The sequence below is a fragment of the Alloyangia pacifica genome, from assembly GCF_020524285.1.
In the GTDB taxonomy this organism is placed as follows: domain Bacteria; phylum Pseudomonadota; class Alphaproteobacteria; order Rhodobacterales; family Rhodobacteraceae; genus Salipiger; species Salipiger pacificus_B.
In genome coordinates this window covers 84,121-100,690 of sequence record NZ_JAIVKX010000004.1, presented here as the reverse complement: position 1 = coordinate 100,690, position 16,570 = coordinate 84,121, and the positions used below count along the sequence as shown (strand labels likewise).

Below are 16,570 nucleotides of genomic sequence, written 5' to 3'. Positions count from 1 at the left end.
CCTAGAGCCCGAGGTCTTCAAGTAAGTCGAGGATGGCGGCGTTCCAGCCGTCGGGGCCGGGCAGGGCGGTGCGGCGAATGCGTCCCGTCTGCTCGCCGGGCAGGGGCGGGATGCCATTGCCGTGGTCGTTGCGGATGATGACGCCGCGCGTGGCGCTCTCGATCATCTCGATGTCATTGGGCGCATCGCCGAGCGCGATGGAGGTGTCGCAGCCGAGGTCGGTGAGGATGCTCGCCATCTGCTGAGCCTTGGTGCCGCCGAAGGACAGGGTGAGGAACCGCCCGCCCTTGCGCGCGTGGATGCCCTTTTGGGCGAGCGCGGCAAGGAAGGCGTCCTGTTCATCTTCGCTGCCCGACCAGAGGCCCGGCTCGGTGAAGCGGCGCTTGCGCGCGAGGGCGGCGTTCTCGGGCGGCAGGCCTGTGACCCGCGCCACCTCTGCCGCGTCCATGTCGCCGAAGCCCTTGAAATATCGTGCGTGTTCGGGAAGTTCCGCCAGAGCGGCGCGGAGCTTTTCATAGTCGGGTGCCTCTTCCGAAAGCGCGCCGGGCGTGATCCGGTCGGCGCCGTTCTCGACGATGGCAGGCCAGTCGCCGAGCCCAAGCTCGGCATGCAGCGGCGCGATTTCGGCGCCGGTCTTGGAGGAAGCGAGGATCAGCGGGATGCCGCGTGCCTTCAGCGCGTCCAGCGCGGGTTGCGCCGCGGCATAGGAGTAGCTGCCGTGGTCGAGCAGAGTCCCGTCGAGATCGGTGAAAACCGCCAGCCTCACGTCCTGCTCCTTCTTCTATCCCCGCTGTCAGTTAAGCCGAAGGGATCGGGGAAGGGAACAGGCGCGCAGCGAGGAAATCGCTAAGATGCCGGGATTGGGCGGAAAAGAGGCAGCGGGCAGATTTGGGGATTGACGTTGGGGTGCCCGGCCAGTGTCGGCCCATTGGGTGTTGCAAGGTAGACGGGGGGCGCACTTTATTTCGGCCAAGTCCGTCGGGATGCTTGCCGCCGTTCTACAATGACAGAGCGCCAGCCCGTGGGGACAGGCCGGCGCTCGCTCAGTGGCTTTGCCTGGGTTCGGGACGCAGGCTTTTGTGCCCCGCGCGATGCCCTCAGGCGACGTTCTCGAGCTTGTTGTCCGGGGTCACGCCGAGCGCGTAGCACACGTCGCGGGTCAGCTCGGGGCGGTTGAGCGTGTAGAAGTGCAGCTTGTCGACGCCGCCCTCGAGCAGCTCGTTGCACAGCTCGGTGCACATGGCCGTCGCCAGCAGGTCCTGCCGCCCGTCGCGCTCGGCCTTCTCGAAGGCCTCGATCACCCAGGCGGGGATCTTCGTACCGGTGGCCTCGGCGAAGCGGCGCGCGCCTTTCCAGTTCTCGATCGGCAGGATGCCGGGCACGATCGGCTTGTCGATGCCCGCCTTCTCGCACTCGTCGCGGAAGCGGAAGAAGCTCTCGGCCTCGAAGAAGAACTGCGTCAGTGCCTCCGACGCACCGGCGTCGAACTTGCGCTTGAGGTATTCCACATCCGAAGTGGCGGTGGGCGCCTCGGGGTGCTTGTCGGGGTAGGCGCCGACGCGGATGGTGAAGTCGCCCGCCTCACGGAGCGCCTCGATCAGCTCGATCGACGAGTTGAAGCCCTCGGGGTGGGGGGTGAAACCGCTGGCACCCTTGGGCGGGTCGCCGCGCAGCGCGACGATGTCGTTCACCCCTGCGTCCTTGAACTGGCGTGCGATGGCCAGCGTCTCCTCGCGGGTCGCGTCGACACAGGTCAGGTGCGCCGCGACCTTCAGGCCGGAGTTCTTGTGCAGGGTGGCGACGACGTCGCGGGTCAGCTCGCGGGTGGTGCCGCCGGCGCCATAGGTGACCGACACGAAGCGCGGACCGAGCGGCGAGAGCGCCTGCACCGTATCCCACAGACGGAAGGTCGCCTCGATGTTGCGGGGCGGGAAGAATTCGAAAGAGATGTCGGGGCGCGTCATTGGCCGGGACTCCGAGTTTGGATTTCGGTCCTTGTGACACATGAGCCATTGTGAGACAAACTCATACTTCTCAAGAACAACATGAGGCGAACACTAGGATGCACATCGAGTTTCGTCATCTGCGCACGATCAAGGCCATCCACGAGGCCGGAGGGCTCGCGCGTGCCGCCGATCAGCTGAACATAACGCAATCTGCCCTGTCTCACCAGATCAAGGGGCTCGAGGACCAGGCCGGGGTCGAGCTGTTCGTGCGCCGCTCGAAGCCGATGAAGCTCTCGCCGGCGGGGCTGCGGCTGCTTCGGCTGGCGGAGCAGGTGCTGCCGCAGGTCGAGGCGGCGATGGCCGAGTTCGACGGGCTGCGCAAGGGATCGGTCGGGCGGCTGCACATCGCCATCGAGTGTCATGCCTGTTTCGAATGGCTTTTTCCGGTGCTGGAGGCTTTTCGCAAAAGCTGGGGCGACGTCGACGTCGACATCCGGCCGGGCCTCGCCTTCGACGCGCTGCCGGCGCTGATGAAGGAGGAGGTGGACGTGGTGATCTCCTCCGATCCGGAGGATTTGCCGGGGGTCACCTTCACCCCGCTGTTCGAATATCACCCGGTCTTCGTCGCCTCCGCCTCGCATCCGCTGGCCGAGAAACCCTGGATCGATGCGCAGGACTTCCGGGGCGAGACGCTGATCACCTATCCGGTGGACCGGGCGCGGCTCGATGTCTTCTCGCAATTGCTGACCCCGGCGAAGGTCGAACCGGCGGCGATTCGCCAAGTCGAGCTCACCGCGGTGATTCTGCTATTGGTTGCGTCCAATCGCGGCGTTGCCGTTCTGCCCGACTGGGTGGTGCGCGAGGTGAAATACAATTCCGACTACATCACCCGCCCGCTGACCGAGGCCGGGATCACCCGTCACCTCTATGCGGCGACGCGGACAGAGGACCTCGAGAAGCCCTTCATGATGGATCTGATCCGTCTCGCCGGACAGGAGGCACGGCGGCTGCAGACGCAATAGGCTGCCAGGCGCCGGGACAAACGCCGAAACGCGCCAAATCCTGACGGACTGGCGAGTTCAGACAAGTCTGTCGGACCCGACCCCGAATGGGGGTAGGGTCGTCAAATTTATCTATATGTTTTTAAAGTGTTTTAAGGTCGGACGCCATCATGCGACCGTCGCGGCCTTCCTTGAGCTCGTAGCTCACTTTCTGATTGTCCGCGAGGCCGGTGAGGCCCGAGCGTTCTACGGCCGAGATATGAACGAAAACGTCCTTGCCCCCTTCTTCGGGCGCGATGAAGCCGTAGCCTTTGGTGGTATTGAACCATTTCACGGTGCCGTTCGGCATGTGTCCGTGCTCCTTCCAACTTTCCTGTTTCTACCCGAAATACGGGCGCCCCGTCACATTCGCCTCTCAGGGGGAGGATCGCCGGTCCCGGTGAAAAACGCGGGAAAATCGTGGCTTTCCGGGTCTGATCATCGAAGGTCACCGGTCAAGAGTTGCATGGTGCCATCAAAAATCAAGAGAAACGCTTCGCACTTGCGGCATTAGGCAATAAATGGTGCCCGGAAAGATCAAGGAGATGGCGGATGCGGATTTACGGGCTAAAGACATGCGATACCTGCCGGAAAGCGTTGAAAGCGCTGCCCGATGCGGAATTTCTCGACGTACGCGCCGATGGCGTGCCGGGCGAGGTGATTGAAAAGGCGCTGGCCGAATTCGGCGACAAGCTGGTGAACACGCGCTCGACGACCTGGCGCGAGCTAGACGACGCGCAGCGCGCGCGCCCGGCACCGGAGCTGCTGGCGGACCACCCGACGCTGATGAAACGGCCGCTGATCCTGGACGGCGAGAGCATGTATCTCGGCTGGACCAAGGATGTGCAGGCTGCGCTGGCCGGGTGAGGCGATCACTTCCCGCCGATCAAGGGGAACGCAAAGAGAAAGCCCCGGACCATGGTCCGGGGCTTTCTCATGTTCAGAAGGCTGCCGTCAGCGCAGGTCGGGCGCGGTGGCATCCAACGACAGCGCCGCGACGATCTCGTCGAGGCTCTGCACCGCGGTCTGCTTCTCGCCGAGGCGGCGCACGGTGACGGTGCGCTCCTCGACCTCGCGGTGGCCGACGGCGAGGATCACCGGCACCTTGCCCACCGAGTGCTCGCGCACCTTGTAGTTGATCTTCTCGTTGCGCGTATCGGCCTCGGCGCGGACGCCGGCGGCCTTCAGCGCGGCGACGACTTCGTGAACGTAGTCATCCGCCTCGGAGGTGATCGAGGCGACCACCACCTGGCGCGGCGCCAGCCAGAACGGCAGCTTGCCAGAGTTTTCCTCGATCAGGATGCCGATGAAGCGCTCGAACGAGCCCAGCACGGCGCGGTGCAGCATGATCGGGCGGTGCTTCTCGCCGTCCTGGCCGATGTAGGTCGCGTCCAGCCGCTCGGGCAGGTTCGGGTCCACCTGCAGCGTGCCGCACTGCCAGTCCCGGCCGATCGCGTCGGTCAGGGTGAACTCGAGCTTGGGACCGTAGAAGGCGCCTTCGCCCTCTTGGATCTCGAAGTCGTAGCCCGCGGCCTTGCAGGCGTCGCCGAGCGCCGCCTCGACGCGGTCCCAGCTCTCGTCCGAGCCGACGCGCTTCTCGGGGCGGGTCGAGAGCTTGATCGTCCAGTTCTCGAAGCCGAGATCGGCGTAGATCGAAGCCAGGAAGTCGATGAACTTCTTGGATTCCGCTTCGATCTGGTCGTCGGTGCAGAAGATATGCGCGTCATCCTGGGTGAAGCCGCGCACCCGCATGATGCCGTGCAGCGCGCCCGAGGGCTCGTAGCGGTTGCACGAGCCGAACTCGGCCATGCGCAGCGGCAGGTCGCGGTAGGACTTCAGGCCCTGATTGAACACCTGCACGTGGCACGGGCAGTTCATCGGCTTGAGCGCGTTGATCGCCTTCTCGCGGGCATGCTCCTCGTCGACTTCGACGATGAACATGTTCTCCTGGTAGTTGTCCCAGTGCCCGGACTTTTCCCAGAGCTTGCGGTCGACGACCTGCGGCGTGTTCACCTCGACATAGCCGTCACGCTCCTGGCGGCGGCGCATGTAGTCCTGCAGCGTGGTGTAGATCTTCCAGCCGTTGGGATGCCAGAAGATCTGCCCCGGCGCTTCCGGCTGGAGGTGGAACAGATCCATCTCGCGGCCCAGCTTCCGGTGGTCGCGCTTCGCCGCTTCCTCGAGGAAGTTGAGGTATTTCTTCAGCTCGTCGCGGTTGCGGAAGGCCACGCCGGTGATCCGCTGCAGCATCGGGCGCGAGGTGTCGCCGAACCAGTAGGCGCCCGAGACGCCCATCAGCTTGAAGGCGTCCGACGGCAGCTGGCCGGTGTTCTGCAGGTGCGGACCGCGGCAGAGATCCTGCCACTCGCCATGCCAGTACATGCGGATCGGCGCCTCGGCGGGGATCCGGTCCACCAGCTCGACCTTGTAGGGCTCGCCGCCGTACTCGTAGAACTTGCGGGCGCGCTCGCGGTCCCAGATCTCGGTCTTCACCTCGTCGCGGGCGTTGATGATCTCTTTCATCTTCGCCTCGATCTGGCCGAGGTCTTCGGGGGTGAAGGCTTCGGCGCGGTCGAAGTCGTAGAACCAGCCGTATTCCGTCACCGGGCCGATGGTGACCTTGGTGTCGGGCCAGATCTCCTGCACGGCGCGGGCCATCACGTGCGCGAGGTCGTGACGGATCAGCTCGAGCGCCTGCTCCTCGTCCTGCAGGGTGTGGATCGCGATCGTGCTGTCGGCGTCGATGGGCCATTGCAGGTCCCAATGCGCGCCGTTCACGGTGGCGGAAATGGCCTTTTTCGAAAGGCTCTTGGAAATGGCTGCGGCCACGTCGGCAGGGGTCACGCCCTTGTCGAACTCGCGCGCATTGCCATCGGGGAATGTCAGGGAAATCTGGCTCATCGGCCTAGTCTCCTCGTCGGTCTGGCGCCCACGGAACGCCCGGTTGCGGGTTATGTGTCGTGCCGCCTTGTGACCCTCGGGGGAGGGGGTGTCAAGCGGCGGGGAGGGGCGCGTGCCGGCATGTGCAGCGGGAGTCGGGCGAGGGGCGGCCCGTGGGGTGGCGCTGCGACGGTTGAGGTTTGCGCTCTATGCCAGCCAAATCCGGACGGCGGTGCTGCGGCGCGGGAGGATGAAAAAGCGCCAGCCCGCCGGAACGGGCTGGCGCTCGCCCGGCGCCTTGGGTTTGATTTCGGCGGGTCTGCCCTGCGTGCTAGGGGCGCAAGATCCTCGGTGCGGGCGCCTCGAACGTCATCCTTCCGGCCCGCATCCCCCAGACCGGGCGCCTGATCTCGGCCACGGCGGCGGCGCGGCTCTCGCAGGGCAGCAGAACCAGGTCGGCGGGAACGCCGACCTCGATCCGGTCCGAGACGCCGAGCAGCCGGAAGGGATCGCTGCTCACCATCGCAAAGCAGGCGGCCAGCTCTTCGGGGCCGCCCAGCTGCGCCACATTGGCAAAGAGGTTCGCCATCCGTGGCAGCGAGCAGTCCCCGTAGGGGGTGAAGGGGTTCAGCACGTTGTTGGTCGCCACGGTGCAGCAGACGCCGCCCGCGTGGAAGCGGTGCGCAGGGGCCACGCCCCTCGGCACCGCGTGGTCATGCTCCCGCCCCGTGATGAAGAGGTCCGTCGCCGGCAGCACGGTCAGCGCGATCCCGGCGCCCTTCAGCAGCGCCACGCTCTGTTCCAGCGCGTCCGGGGGCAGCATCGACAGCTTGGTCACATGGCCGATCGCCACGCGGCCCTGCATGCCATGCGCGATGGTCTGCCGCGCCACCTCGTCGAGGTGCCGCCAGCTGGTGTCGAGGTCGAAATCGAGGTGGAAGTCGAGGTCCACGTCGAACTCCCGCGCCATGGCGAAGAGTAGGGCGATATGCCCCTCGGGGTCGGTGTCCGTATAGGGGCAGCCGCCAAGCAGGTCCGCGCCGCCTTCGAGCGCGGCGCGGAGCAGTTCCTCGGTGCCGGGGTAGTTCAGCAGGCCCTCCTGGGGGAAGACGCAGATCTGCAGGTCGAGCGCCCAGGCGTAGTCGGCCTTGAGTTGCTTCACCGCCTCGAACCCCGCCAGCCCGATCACCGGGTCGATCTCGACCTGCGTGCGGATGAGCGTGGTGCCCTGGCCGATGGCCTGCTCCAGCACCCGCGCGCCGCGGGCATAGACGTCTTCGGTGGTGAAGTCCTTTTTGGCAGCAGTCACCGCGGCCAGCGCGCCCTTCAGGTCGCCGGTCCGGTTCACCGCCCGCTCGAGCATGCAGGCCTTGTCGAGGTGCAGGTGGCTGTCGGCGAAGCCGCGGAAGATCATGCCTCCACTGGCATCGAGCGATGGGGCGTCGCTGGCGATGTTGGGCGTGATCGTCGCGATGCGCCCTTGCGCCACGCCGATGTCCACCGGGGCGGCGCCGTCCGACAGACGCGCCCCGCGGATGATGAGATCGAGTGTCATTGTGCTGCTTCTGCCTGCCTGTCTTCGCGGGCCTCCCCCTGGCCGAGATAGGCCTCGATCAGCGCCGTGTCACGGCGCAGTTCCTCGGCGCTGCCTTCCGCCACCACGCGGCCCTGTTCCAGCACGTAGCCCCGGTCGGCCACGGCCAGCGCCAGCGTTGCCATCTGATCGACCAGCAGGATGGTGATCCCGTCGTCGCGCAGCTCGGCGAGGATGCGGTAGAGCTCCTCGGTCATCGCGGGTGCAAGACCCAGCGACGGCTCGTCGAGCAGCAGCAGCTTCGGCGAGGCCATGAGCCCGCGCGCGATGGCCATCATCTGCTGCTCGCCGCCCGAGAGCAGCCCGGCGGGCGTGTCCAGCCGCTCGCGAAGGCGCGGGAAGCGCCGCAGGATGGCCTCCAGTTCCTCGGGGGCAGGGCGGGTCTTGCGCCGGTAGACGCCCAGCTCGATGTTCTGCGCCACGGTCAGCTCGGGAAAGACCTGCCGCCCCTCGGGCACCAGCGCCAGCCCGTGCTCGACCATCCGGTGCGGCGCCAGCCCCTGCACGTATTCGTCGTTCATCAGCACCTGCCCGCCGCTGGGGGCGAGCAGCCCGGACAGCACCTTGAGGAAGGTCGACTTGCCGGCGCCGTTGGCCCCGAGCAGCGCCACCAGTTCGCCGCGCCGGACACGGATGTTCAGCCCCTGCAGCACGTCGGCGGCGCCGTAGCCCGCACGCAGATCGCGGGTGATCAGCGTGTCCATCGCGCCGGGTTCGAAGGCGAGCGTGCGCGGCGGTGCCTGCAGCGTGCCCTCGCCGAGATAGGCGGCGATGACCTGCGGGTTGGCACGGATGCGCTCGGGTGTGTCGAAGGCGATGGGCACGCCCGCATCCATGGCGAGGATGCGGTCCGAGATGCCCATCACCATGTCCATGTCATGCTCGACCAGCACCACCGCGATGCCGAGGTCGGCGATCCGCCGCAGCAGCGCGGCAAGCGCCAACTTGTCGGCATGCATCAACCCGGCGGCGGGCTCGTCGAGCAGCAGCACGTGCGGGCGCAGCGCCAGAGCGCGGGCGATCTCGACGAGGCGGCGGTCGACGTGGGGCAAGTCGGCGGCAGGGGTGGCGGGATCGCCGGTGAAGCCCACCAGCTCTAGCAGTCCCAGTGCAAGGGCGCGGCGGTCCTCATTGGCCAGCGTTGCGAAGGGCGCACCGAACCGACCCTTTGGGAAGGCGGAGATCACGTTCGCCTCGGCGCCCAGCGAGCCGAAGAGCCGGGTCGCCTGGAAGGTGCGCGCGACGCCGAGCCGCGCCGTGGCGTGCATCGGCCAGCCGGCGATCTCGGTCCCGGCGGTCTCGATGCGGCCGCTGCCGGGGGTGTAGAAGCCCGAGATCATGTTGAGAAGCGTGGTCTTGCCCGCACCATTGGGTCCGATGACCGAGGTGACCTCGCCCGGCGCGGCGGTGAAGCTCGCCCCCGCCACGGCCTTCACGCCCCCGAAGGTGATGCCGAGATCGCTGACCGTGAGCGGGCGGGGCGCCTCGGGGGTGATGAAGCGCAGGGCCGTTTCCTGATCGGAGGCCCGTGCCCTGGTTTCCCGGCGGGGCAGGAAGGCGGCGATGGTTCCGACCACCCCGCGCGGGGCAATCAGCAACACGGCCACCAGCAGCGCCCCGAAGACCAGCAGCCGGTATTCGGCCATGTCCGAGAGCGCCTCGGGGAGGAAGACGACAATCGCGGCGCCGACCACCGGGCCGAGCACTGTGCCCGCGCCGCCGAGGATGACGGCGAAGAGGAAGAGGATCGATTGCGAGAGCATGAAGTTGCTCGGGGCGATGAACTGCATGAGCGAGGCAAAGAGCCCGCCTGCCAGCCCCGCCGTGCCCGCCGCAATGGCAAAGGCCGAGAGCTTGGTGAGGAAGGGATTGAAGCCTAGCGAGCTCGCGGCGATCTCCTGGTCGCGCAGCGCCGCCATGGCCATGCCCCAGCCGCTTGCCGTAAGCCTGCGGTAGCCGAGCAGCAGGAGACCCGCGAGCACGATGGCCAGCATCACCAGCTCGCGCTCGCCGAAGGTCACGCCGAAGAGCGAGGGCGCGTCGAACCCCATCAGCCCGTTCTGCCCACCGGTCAGGCCGCGCCACTCGATGGCAAGGTGTTCGACGATGAAGGCGAAGGCAATGGTCACCATGGCAAGGAACGGCCCAGCCATGCGCACGGCAGGCACCGCCAGCAGGCAGCCCACGGCAGCGGCGATCAGCGTGCCCAGGGGGGGGGCGAGCCAGAAGCTCAGCCCGGCCTGCATCAGGATCGCATGGGCATAGGCGCCGATGGCGAAGAAGCCGACCTGTCCCAGCGAGACCAGCCCGGTCAGGCCGAAGAGCACGTTCAGCCCGGTACAGAGGATGGTCCAGATGGCGACAAGGCCGAAGACGAATTGCGTGTAGCCGCCCACGAGCCCCAGTCCCGCCAGTGCGGCGGCGGTGAGGGCGAGGATGGCGAGATCGAGAAGGCGGGTGTCTGTCAGGCGCATGGATTCACACCTTCCGCAGCTTGGCCGCGCCGAACAGGCCACTCGGCTTGATCGCCAGCACCGCGATCAGCAGCGCGAAGACGACGATGTAGGTGTAGGAGGAGCCGAGGAAGGTTGTGACCAGCGCCTCGACCAACCCGTAGAGGAAGCCCGCGATCATCACGCCCCAGGCCGAAGTCATGCCGCCGAGGATGGCGACGGCAAAGGCCTTGATGCCGAAGAGCGTGCCCATGTCCGAATGCACCGAGAAGAGCGGCGCGATCAGCAGGCCCGCCGCCCCCGCCAGCATCGAGGACAACGCGAAGGAGCCCGAGATCATCACGGTGGTGTTGATGCCCATCAGACGCGCGGCCTCGGGGTTCTGCACCACCGCCAGCAAGGCGCGGCCCTGCCGGGTCCGGCGGAAGAGCATCTGCAGCGCAAAGGCCACGGCAATCGCCACCAGCGGGATCAGCACCTGCTGCGGGTAGACCCCGGTGCCGAGGATCTGCCAGCTCGTCTCGACCAGCGGCGAGGGCAGGCTGCGCGGTTCGTTGCCGAAGGTGAAGAGCACCGCATTGTCCAGCAGGATGCCGCCCGCCACCGTCGCCATCAGCCAGCCGTCGTTGCCGCGGATGGCGAAGGGGCGGATGAGGCAGAATTCGACGATGACACCCATCGCCGCGCATCCCAGCAGCGCCAGCGGGTAGGCGAGGATCACCGGCAGTCCCGCGCGCTGGGTCAGCACGTAGCCGAGCACCGAGCCCAGCATCACCATGGACCCTTGGGCGAAATTCACCCGGCTGCAGACCGAGTGGGTGATCTGGAAGCCGAGCGCGATCAGCCCGTACATGGCGCCAAGTCCGAGCCCGGTGAGGAGGGCGGCAAAGAGAAGTGTCATTCAGAGCTCCGAAATGGGGCTCCCGGCCGGTGTGGCCGGGAAGGTCGTGCAGAGGTGCCGCCCGCGCTGGGCGGCACCGAAGAGGTCAGTCCATCAGCGGGACGATCTCGCCCTCGACGAATTGCGAGAAGACGTAATCCTCCGGCCCGAGCGCATCCTGATCTTCGGGGGTGAAGGGCATGTCGTAGGTCTTGATGACCCCTTCGACGCCGCTGATCTGGTACATGGCCTCTCGGATCGCCGGGCCCTCGGTCGAGCCGGCTTTCTCGATCGCGGCGGCCAGCAGCAGCGTCGCGTCATAGGCGTTGGCGATGCCGGTGGCCGGGGTCACGTCGGCGAGGGTCTCGATCTCGGGGTACTTTTCCTGCAGCGCGGCAAAGAGCGGGTGCGCCGCATCGGTGAAGAGGAAAGTCTGGATGAAGTGCACCTTCTCGCCGCTGGCGCCTGCCAGTTCGGTGAAGCGCCCGCCCGCCGGGCCCCAGTGCGAGGCGATCGGCACGTCCCAGCCCATGCGATCGAGCGATTTGACCACCTGCGCCGAGGGGGCGACGTTGGCGACGAGGAAGAGGCTGTCGGCGCCGTTCTCCTTGAGGCGGGTGAGCTGCGGCACCACGTCGACGTCGTTGTTCTCGAACTTCTCGATGCCGGCGTGCTCCATGCCGCGCTTGGCCAGCGCCTTGGTCAGCCCGGCCTCGTTCGACTCGCCCCAGGGGTTGTTGATCAGGATCATCCCAGGCCTCTCGGCGCCGTACTTGGTCACCAGGTACTCGGTGATCGCCTCGTCGACGTATTCATCCACCGCCGAGACGCGGAACACGTAGTTCTCCTCGGCGCCGTTCATGGTGATCGGCGTGCCCGCGGCCCAGGGGCCGACGAAGGGCACCTTGGCGTCGTTCATGTAGGGCACGATGGCCATGGACACGGGTGTGTCGAGTCCGCCGATCAGCGCCGCCACCTCTTCGCGCTGCACCAGCTCGCGCGCGGCGACGAGGCCCTTGCCCGGGTTGCTCTCGTCGTCGCGGCTGACCAGTTCGAGCGAACGGCCGAGCACGCCGCCGGCACCGTTGATCTTGTCGAGCGCCAGCTCGATGCCGCGGGTGATCGCCTCGCCGGACTTGGCGGACTGGCCGCTCAGCGCGGCGACGAGGCCGAGCTTGATCGGCTCTTCGGCGCTGGCGGGGGCGGCGGCGAGCAACGACAGCGCGGCGGCACCGGCCATGAGCGCGCGGCGGGTGAAGGTCGGTTGGATGGGCATTTTCTGTCTCTCTCCAGCAATGAGGGTCCTGTTGGTGTCCTCATAAGGCCGGGTCGAACCGGCCTGCTGTCAAAGTCGGGCGCCCGGAAACCACCGAAAAAACGCCATCAGCGGGCGGTCTGCACAAGGTTCGGGCAAATTGCATGCAATTTTTGTATGAAATTATTGCGAGCGGGTTCCCTCCGGTCCGCAGTGTGCCAAAGTCGAATCAGCAACCGACCGAAAGGACACTTGATGACCGCCGAAACGAACGACGTCCTCGCCCTCGACTACGCCGCGCTGCCGCCCGAGGCGCAGATCGTGCACGATTATCTCGAGGCGTCGATGGTGCCCGACCCCGCGCGCGCCGCGACCTACATGGCGGAGGGGGTGGTGATCACCTTCACCGGCGGGCGGGTCTACCATCACCCGTCGGGCCCCTCGGGCTTCAACGCCATGCGCTACGCCTGGGTGAAGAAGGACATGCGCCAGTTCGACGTGGCGCAGGGGGCCGAGGGCACGGTGGTCTACTCCACCGGTTACCTCTACGGCGCATGGCCCGACGGCACGCCCTTCGAAGGCAACCGCTACGTCGACCGTTTCGTGGTGCAGGGCGGCAAGATCGTGAAGATGGATGTCTGGAACGACAGCGCCGAACGCATCCTGACCGCGCGCGGCATCGAGGCGTAGCGCGCCTCAGCCCTTGTCGCGCACATCCATGGCGTAGGGTTCGAGCGCGTCGAGATAGGAAAAGGCGCTCTTGCCGCCTTCCTGGAACTGCGCGCGGGCCGAGACCTGTTCGAGGTGGTTGCGCGCGCAGGTCTTCGCCAGCGCCACGTCGCCCTTGCGCAGGGCGTCGAGGATATCGCGGTGTTCCTGGATGCCGCAGGCGGTGGAATGCGGACGCGAGAACTGCGACAGTGTCAGAGCGCAGCGGTAGCTCAACTCGTTGACATAGCGCATCAGCACCGGGCTGCCGGTGAGCTCGCCCAGCAGGATGTGAAACTCCGTCGCGAGCCGGATCGACTGCGGTTCGGGCCCGCCGACGGCGGCTTCCTCGCGATCGATATGCGCCTCGAGCCGCTCGGCCTGCGCCTCGGTCAGCCCGGCGGCGAGGCGGGCGATCACCAGCTCCTCGGTCTGGGTGCGCAGCTCGAAGAGATCGCGCGCTTCCTCGAGGCTGGGGGAGGCCACCGCCGCGCCGCGGTTGTGGCGCAGCTCGACCAGCCCTTCCGCCGCGAGCCGTTCCAGCGCCTGGCGGATGATCGTGCGGCTGGCGCCGAAACGCTCGCCCAGCGAGTCCTCGGGCAGTTTCATCCCCGGCAGCAGCGCGCGTTCAAGGATCGCCGAGCGCAGCGCCGCGCAGATGAGTTCCGACCTGTTCTTCGGCACGGCCTTCGAAGGCATGTCCTGTCCCCGGCTTCGATCTTTCAAGGCCGCAAGGTTGCACGTCCCCCGCGCAAGCTCAACCGCCGCCCCGGCGCTTTGCAAATGCCTGTGGTTGCGCCACCATGGCCGCAGCCACGGAGGGACAGCCCATGCGCACATTCGACGAGATCCTCGCCATCGCTTCAGAGCGCCACGGCGGGCAGGCTGCGGCGCTGGCGGACATTCCCGCGCCGCTCAGCCCCGAGGAGATCGCCGCCCAGCCCGATGCGCGCTTCCTTGCGGCCATGGCGCGGGGACTCTTCCAGGCCGGGATCAGCTGGCGCGTCGTCGACAGCAAGTGGCCCGGCATCGAGGCGGCCTTCCAGGGTTTCGATCCGGCCCGCGTCGCGATGATCGAGGACGATGCCTTCGACGCGCTGCTGTCGGACACCCGGGTGATCCGCTCGGGCCCGAAGCTGGCGGCGATCCGCGACAATGCCGTCTTCGTCACCGAGGTCGCCGCCGAGGCGGGCAGCTTTGCGCGCAGGATCGCCGATTGGCCGGTGGCAGAGTTCGACGGCCTGCTGGACTGGCTCAAGCGCAGCGGCTCGCGGCTGGGGGGCAATACCGGGGCCTATATGCTGCGCGCCATGGGCAAGGACGGCTACGTGCTGAGCCGCGACGTCGTCGGGCGGCTGATCGCCGAGGGGGTGATCGACAAGCCGCCGACCTCGCGCAAGGCGCTGGCCGCGGTGCAAGGGGCGTTCAACAGCTGGGCCGCGGAAAGCGGTTTGCCCTATACGACCATCAGCCGGGTTCTGGCGCGCAGCATCGGCTGAGACCGCACATGTTGACCGCTGCGCGGGAACCCGCCGAGAGGCCGGAGCGTTCCTTTGCCGGACCCACCGGCGGAACAGCAGCGGCAGGCATATGACACATCTCGACGAGACACGGATCTACGACACGCTGACCGAAGGCGACGATGGCGCGCCCAGGTCCGAGGCCCGCAACGGGCTGCGCCACGTGGGATCGCTGTCGATGACCAAGCTCGCCGACGGGCTGCTCAATCCCAAACTGGTGCTGACGTGGCTGGCACAGGCGCTCGGCGCGCCTGCGGCGATCACCGGGCTGCTGGTGCCGATCCGCGAGGCCGGCGCGCTGCTGCCGCAGCTGCTGCTGGCCGGCGTGGTGCGCCGCAGCCGCCAGCGCAAGTGGATCTGGGTGGCGGGATCGGTCGGCCAGGGGCTGGCCGCGGCGGGCATGGTCGCCGTGGCGCTGACGCTGCAGGGCATGGCGGCGGGGCTCGCGCTCTGCGCGCTGCTGGCGGTGCTGGCGCTGTCGCGCGCCGCCGCCTCGGTCAGCTACAAGGACGTGCTGGGCAAGACCGTCTCGAAGACCCGGCGCGGCTCGATCACCGGCACCGCGGGCTCGGTGGCCTCGGCTGGCGTTCTGGTCTTCGCGCTGCTGCTGCTTTCGGGATACCTGCAGGACGTGCCGCCCATCGCCGCCGCCATCGGCCTCGCGGCCGCGCTCTGGCTCGGGGCGGCGGCGCTGTTTTCGACACTGGAGGAGCAGGACAGCGAGACCGAGGCGGACGCCGATCCCATCGACCTTTCGCCGCTGCGGAAAGACCCGCAGTTCCGCCGCTTCATCGCCTGCCGCGGTGCGCTCACCGTCACCTCGCTGGCGCCGCCGTACCTGGTGCTGCTCGAGGACAGCGGCGGCGCGCTGCAGAAGCTCGGGGCGATGGTACTGGCCTCGGCGCTGGCCGGCTTCGTGTCGAGCTGGGTCTGGGGCAGGCTGGCGGACCGCTCGTCGCGCCGGGTGCTGATGCTCTCGGGCTTTGCAGGGGCGGGCGCCATGGCGCTGGCGGTGGCGGCGGCGCTGCTCGGCTGGACCGGCCCGATCTGGGTGACGCCGCTGCTGCTCTTCGCGCTGCTGATTTCCTGGCAGGGGGTGCGACAGGGCCGCTCGACCTACCTCGTGGACATGGCTCCCGAGGAGGGCCGCGCCAGCTACGCGGCGCTGGCCAACACGCTGATCGGCGGGCTGCTGCTGCTCACCGGCGCGCTTGGCGGCGCGCTGGCCATCGTCGGGCCCGTGGCGGCTCTGGCGGGCTTCGCGGTGCTCAGCCTGATCGGCGGCGTCATCGCGATCGGCCTGCGCGAGGTCGAGAAGGATCAGGGCGGCAGCAAGGCCTGACGCGCCTGCGCCCGAACCGCGCGGGTGAGCGGCGCCAGGGCCGGGGCGACCAGCCGGTTGACCTGCCAGCTCAGCGAAATGTCCTCGGGCTCGTCCGGCCGCATCGCCACCAACTCGCCCGAGGCCAGCAGCGGCGCGGCGAGGATTTCCGGGTTCAGCCCCCAGCCCAGCCCCAGCCGCGCGGCCTCGACGAAGCCCTGCGTCGAGGGCAGGCGATGGGCGGGCGGCAGCAGCGCTCCGCCGGTCACCCGGCGCAGCCACTGGTGCTGCAGCGCATCCTTGCCGTCGAATTGCAGCAGCGGTGCGCGGGCAAGCGACTCCGCGGTGACGCCTTCGGCAAAGTAGCGGTCGCGGAATCCCGGCGCGCAGGTCGCCACGTAGCGCATCCGCCCCAACGGCACCGCATCGCAGCCCTGCACCGGGCGCGCGTGGTCGCAGATCGCCGCCGAGACCTCGCCCCGCCGCAGCCAGTCCGCCGAGAAGGCCTGATCGTCCACCACGATGTCGAACAGCAGGTCGTGCCCGACCAGCGCGGGCAGGAACCAGGTGCCGAGGCTGTCGGCATTCACCGCCAGCCGCAGCCGCGCCGCTTTCCCCGCAATATGCCCGAGGTCGTGCCCCAGGTCGCGCGCCAGCGCCGCCTCGAGCAGCGCAACCTCCGAGGCGTGGCGCGCCAGCCGCGCACCGGCGGGGGTGGCGGTGCAGGGGGTGGCGCGAATGACCAGCGCGGCGCCGGCCCGATCCTCAAGCGCCTTGATGCGCTGCGAGATGGCCGAGGGCGTCACCGACAGGTCACGCGCCGCGGCATCGAAGCTGCCGAGGCGCAGCACCGCTTCGAGTGCGGCCAACTGGGAAGGATCATACTGCATTAGCTAAGCTTAATCAGAATGAATTTGTTTAACTAGCCTGTCCTGCTTGCCGCGTGATAGCCGGTGCTCCGAACAAGATACAT

15 protein-coding genes are annotated in these 16,570 nt (G+C 67.8%); 5 read left to right on the top strand and 10 right to left on the bottom strand.

Translation table 11 applies throughout. The features are described from left to right. Position 1: 1 nt before the first annotated feature. A complete protein-coding gene (locus LC039_RS06850) occupies positions 2-766 on the bottom strand; it encodes an HAD-IIB family hydrolase (protein WP_226622570.1) in 765 nt (254 codons plus the stop codon). Positions 767-1,097: 331 nt separating this feature from the next. Further along, entirely contained in the window at positions 1,098-1,964 is an 867-nt protein-coding gene (gene metF, locus LC039_RS06845; RefSeq protein WP_226622568.1) for a methylenetetrahydrofolate reductase [NAD(P)H], read from the bottom strand. Positions 1,965-2,062: 98 nt separating this feature from the next. Between metF and LC039_RS06840 the strand changes: the two genes are divergently transcribed. Continuing rightward, positions 2,063-2,968 carry a LysR family transcriptional regulator gene (locus tag LC039_RS06840; RefSeq protein WP_226622561.1) on the top strand — a complete coding sequence of 302 codons (906 nt, stop codon included), beginning with the start codon at positions 2,063-2,065 and terminating at the stop codon, positions 2,966-2,968. Between the two features lie 121 nt (positions 2,969-3,089). On the opposite strand, the gene LC039_RS06835 is transcribed toward LC039_RS06840, so the two are convergent. After that, the gene (locus LC039_RS06835) at positions 3,090-3,296 is read right to left on the bottom strand and encodes a cold-shock protein (RefSeq protein ID WP_194135753.1); all 207 of its coding nucleotides are present in this window, start codon (positions 3,294-3,296) and stop codon (positions 3,090-3,092) included. A 242-nt stretch (positions 3,297-3,538) separates the two neighbouring features. On the opposite strand from LC039_RS06835, the gene LC039_RS06830 reads away from it, so the two are divergent. Continuing rightward, entirely contained in the window at positions 3,539-3,853 is a 315-nt protein-coding gene (locus tag LC039_RS06830; protein WP_226622560.1) for an ArsC/Spx/MgsR family protein, read from the top strand. Positions 3,854-3,940: 87 nt separating this feature from the next. On the opposite strand, the gene thrS is transcribed toward LC039_RS06830, so the two are convergent. The 5 genes from thrS to LC039_RS06805 form a co-directional block, all read right to left on the bottom strand. Beyond that, positions 3,941-5,887, bottom strand: a complete 1,947-nt coding sequence (thrS, locus tag LC039_RS06825) for a threonine--tRNA ligase (RefSeq protein WP_226622558.1) — start codon at positions 5,885-5,887, stop codon at positions 3,941-3,943. Positions 5,888-6,197: 310 nt separating this feature from the next. Continuing rightward, positions 6,198-7,421 carry an amidohydrolase family protein gene (locus LC039_RS06820; RefSeq protein ID WP_226622557.1) on the bottom strand — a complete coding sequence of 408 codons (1,224 nt, stop codon included), beginning with the start codon at positions 7,419-7,421 and terminating at the stop codon, positions 6,198-6,200. Next, positions 7,418-9,934, bottom strand: coding sequence for an ATP-binding cassette domain-containing protein (locus tag LC039_RS06815; protein WP_226622555.1), 2,517 nt, complete (start codon positions 9,932-9,934; stop codon positions 7,418-7,420). The genes LC039_RS06820 and LC039_RS06815 overlap by 4 nt, the downstream gene beginning before the upstream one ends. Before the next feature lie 4 nt (positions 9,935-9,938). Then, a complete protein-coding gene (locus tag LC039_RS06810; RefSeq protein ID WP_226622553.1) occupies positions 9,939-10,814 on the bottom strand; it encodes a branched-chain amino acid ABC transporter permease in 876 nt (291 codons plus the stop codon). Positions 10,815-10,899: 85 nt separating this feature from the next. Beyond that, the gene (locus tag LC039_RS06805; protein ID WP_226622552.1) at positions 10,900-12,069 is read right to left on the bottom strand and encodes an ABC transporter substrate-binding protein; all 1,170 of its coding nucleotides are present in this window, start codon (positions 12,067-12,069) and stop codon (positions 10,900-10,902) included. A gap of 234 nt (positions 12,070-12,303) precedes the next feature. On the opposite strand from LC039_RS06805, the gene LC039_RS06800 reads away from it, so the two are divergent. Beyond that, the gene (locus tag LC039_RS06800) at positions 12,304-12,738 is read left to right on the top strand and encodes a nuclear transport factor 2 family protein (protein WP_264179472.1); all 435 of its coding nucleotides are present in this window, start codon (positions 12,304-12,306) and stop codon (positions 12,736-12,738) included. A gap of 6 nt (positions 12,739-12,744) precedes the next feature. On the opposite strand, the gene LC039_RS06795 is transcribed toward LC039_RS06800, so the two are convergent. After that, positions 12,745-13,455 carry a GntR family transcriptional regulator gene (locus tag LC039_RS06795; protein ID WP_226622550.1) on the bottom strand — a complete coding sequence of 237 codons (711 nt, stop codon included), beginning with the start codon at positions 13,453-13,455 and terminating at the stop codon, positions 12,745-12,747. Positions 13,456-13,586: 131 nt separating this feature from the next. Here LC039_RS06795 and LC039_RS06790 point away from each other — a divergent pair, with 131 nt between their 5' ends. Both LC039_RS06790 and LC039_RS06785 read left to right on the top strand, forming a co-directional pair. Further along, positions 13,587-14,255, top strand: a complete 669-nt coding sequence (locus LC039_RS06790) for a DNA-3-methyladenine glycosylase I (protein WP_226622549.1) — start codon at positions 13,587-13,589, stop codon at positions 14,253-14,255. A gap of 91 nt (positions 14,256-14,346) precedes the next feature. Then, positions 14,347-15,618 carry an MFS transporter gene (locus LC039_RS06785; protein WP_226622547.1) on the top strand — a complete coding sequence of 424 codons (1,272 nt, stop codon included), beginning with the start codon at positions 14,347-14,349 and terminating at the stop codon, positions 15,616-15,618. Here LC039_RS06785 and LC039_RS06780 read toward each other — a convergent pair. Then, on the bottom strand, positions 15,597-16,487 hold the full coding sequence (locus LC039_RS06780; RefSeq protein WP_226622545.1) for a LysR family transcriptional regulator ArgP: 891 nt from the start codon (positions 16,485-16,487) through the stop codon (positions 15,597-15,599). The genes LC039_RS06785 and LC039_RS06780 overlap by 22 nt on opposite strands. Between the last annotated feature and the right edge of the window lie 83 nt (positions 16,488-16,570).

What these genes read in the sequence shown, in the direction of transcription:
- metF (WP_226622568.1), bottom strand. Translation starts at nt 1,964, where the DNA reads ATGACGCGCCCCGACATCTCTTTCGAATTCTTCCCGCCCCGCAACATC.
- LC039_RS06840 (WP_226622561.1), top strand. Translation starts at nt 2,063, where the DNA reads ATGCACATCGAGTTTCGTCATCTGCGCACGATCAAGGCCATCCACGAG.
- LC039_RS06835 (WP_194135753.1), bottom strand. Translation starts at nt 3,296, where the DNA reads ATGCCGAACGGCACCGTGAAATGGTTCAATACCACCAAAGGCTACGGC.
- LC039_RS06830 (WP_226622560.1), top strand. Translation starts at nt 3,539, where the DNA reads ATGCGGATTTACGGGCTAAAGACATGCGATACCTGCCGGAAAGCGTTG.
- thrS (WP_226622558.1), bottom strand. Translation starts at nt 5,887, where the DNA reads ATGAGCCAGATTTCCCTGACATTCCCCGATGGCAATGCGCGCGAGTTC.
- LC039_RS06820 (WP_226622557.1), bottom strand. Translation starts at nt 7,421, where the DNA reads ATGACACTCGATCTCATCATCCGCGGGGCGCGTCTGTCGGACGGCGCC.
- LC039_RS06815 (WP_226622555.1), bottom strand. Translation starts at nt 9,934, where the DNA reads ATGCGCCTGACAGACACCCGCCTTCTCGATCTCGCCATCCTCGCCCTC.
- LC039_RS06810 (WP_226622553.1), bottom strand. Translation starts at nt 10,814, where the DNA reads ATGACACTTCTCTTTGCCGCCCTCCTCACCGGGCTCGGACTTGGCGCC.
- LC039_RS06805 (WP_226622552.1), bottom strand. Translation starts at nt 12,069, where the DNA reads ATGCCCATCCAACCGACCTTCACCCGCCGCGCGCTCATGGCCGGTGCC.
- LC039_RS06800 (WP_264179472.1), top strand. Translation starts at nt 12,304, where the DNA reads ATGACCGCCGAAACGAACGACGTCCTCGCCCTCGACTACGCCGCGCTG.
- LC039_RS06795 (WP_226622550.1), bottom strand. Translation starts at nt 13,455, where the DNA reads ATGCCTTCGAAGGCCGTGCCGAAGAACAGGTCGGAACTCATCTGCGCG.
- LC039_RS06790 (WP_226622549.1), top strand. Translation starts at nt 13,587, where the DNA reads ATGCGCACATTCGACGAGATCCTCGCCATCGCTTCAGAGCGCCACGGC.
- LC039_RS06785 (WP_226622547.1), top strand. Translation starts at nt 14,347, where the DNA reads ATGACACATCTCGACGAGACACGGATCTACGACACGCTGACCGAAGGC.
- LC039_RS06780 (WP_226622545.1), bottom strand. Translation starts at nt 16,487, where the DNA reads ATGCAGTATGATCCTTCCCAGTTGGCCGCACTCGAAGCGGTGCTGCGC.